The organism is Aquiflexum lacus, assembly GCF_015476655.1.
Taxonomy (GTDB): domain Bacteria; phylum Bacteroidota; class Bacteroidia; order Cytophagales; family Cyclobacteriaceae; genus Aquiflexum; species Aquiflexum lacus.
On the sequence record NZ_JABFHF010000067.1, the window covers coordinates 1 to 1,602 of the forward strand.

1 protein-coding gene is annotated in these 1,602 nt (G+C 48.1%); it reads left to right on the plus strand.

What is annotated here, in order from left to right; genetic code table 11:
- Positions 1 to 1,602 (plus strand): beta strand repeat-containing protein (locus tag HMJ38_RS25015; protein WP_194977186.1); only part of this gene is annotated, 1,602 nt, incomplete at both ends.

Sequence of the window (1,602 nt, forward strand, 5' to 3'; positions counted from 1 at the left end):
TCGATCCTTTGACAGGTCTGAACAACACCATCACCGTACTTGCTCCGGGTGCTTCCCAGGACATCAACACGACCTATACAGTCGATCAGGATGATATCGATGCGGGTTCAGTCTCGAACACAGCTACTGCTTCTGTTGCAGACATCTCTGTTTCGGATGAAGTGACCGTAACGGCTACCCAGTCCCCAGCACTTTCCATTGCAAAGGCAGTAACTGAAACAACCTTTGCCGCTCCGGGGGATGAACTCAATTACACCATTACGGTATCCAATACAGGTAACACCACTTTGGAGAACATCTCGGTTGTCGATCCTTTGACGGGTGTGAATACCACCATTACCGTTCTCGCTCCGGGTGCTTCGCAGGACATCAACACGACCTATACAGTCGATCAGGATGATATTGATGCGGGTTCTGTTTCCAACACGGCTACTGCTGCTGTGGGAGATATTTCGGTAAATGATGAGGTAACCGTAACGGCTACCCAGTCTCCTGCCCTTGCAATTTCCAAGGCAGTAACCGAAACAACCTTTGCCGCTCCGGGTAATCAACTGAATTATACCATCACGGTATCCAATACAGGAAATACTACCCTTGAGAACATTTCAGTGATCGATCCTTTGACAGGACTGAACACCACCATCACCGTTCTTGCTCCTGGCGCATCTCAGGATATCAACACGACTTATGCAGTCGATCAGGATGATATCGATGCGGGTTCGGTGTCGAACACGGCTACTGCTGCTGTGGGAGACATCTCGGTAAATGATGAGGTGACGGTAACAGCTACCCAGTCCCCTGCTCATGCAATTGCTAAGGCAGTAACCGAAACAACCTTTGCCGCTCCAGGTGATGAACTGAACTATACCATTTCGGTAAGCAATACCGGTAATACCACTTTGGAGAACATCTCCGTGGTAGATCCATTAACGGGATTGAACACAACAATATCTGTTCTTGCTCCGGGTGCATCTCAGGACATCAATACAACTTATGCAGTCGATCAGGATGATATCGATGCGGGTTCTGTTTCCAATACGGCAACAGCATCTGTCAATGACATTTCGGTAAATGATGAGGTAACCGTAACAGCTACCCAGTCCCCTGCCCTTGCAATTGCAAAGGCGGTAACCGAGACAACCTTTGCCGCTCCTGGTGATGAACTCAATTATACCATTACGGTTTCCAATACAGGTAATGTGACTTTGGAGAACATTTCGGTGGACGATCCATTGACAGGACTGAATACGAATATTGCGGTTCTCACTCCGGGTGCTTCTCAGGACATCAACACGACTTATGCAGTCGATCAGGATGATATCGATGCAGGTTCTGTTTCCAATACAGCAACAGCATCTGTCAATGACATCTCTGTAAATGATGAGGTAACGGTAACCGCTACCCAGTCTCCTGCGCTTGCCATTGCTAAGGCAGTAACTGAATCAACCTTTGCCACTCCGGGTGATGAACTCAATTACACTATCACGGTAAGCAATACTGGTAACACCACTTTGGAGAACATCTCTGTTGTCGATCCTTTGACAGGCCTGAACAACACCATCACCGTACTTGCTCCGGGTGCTTCACAGGACATCAACACGA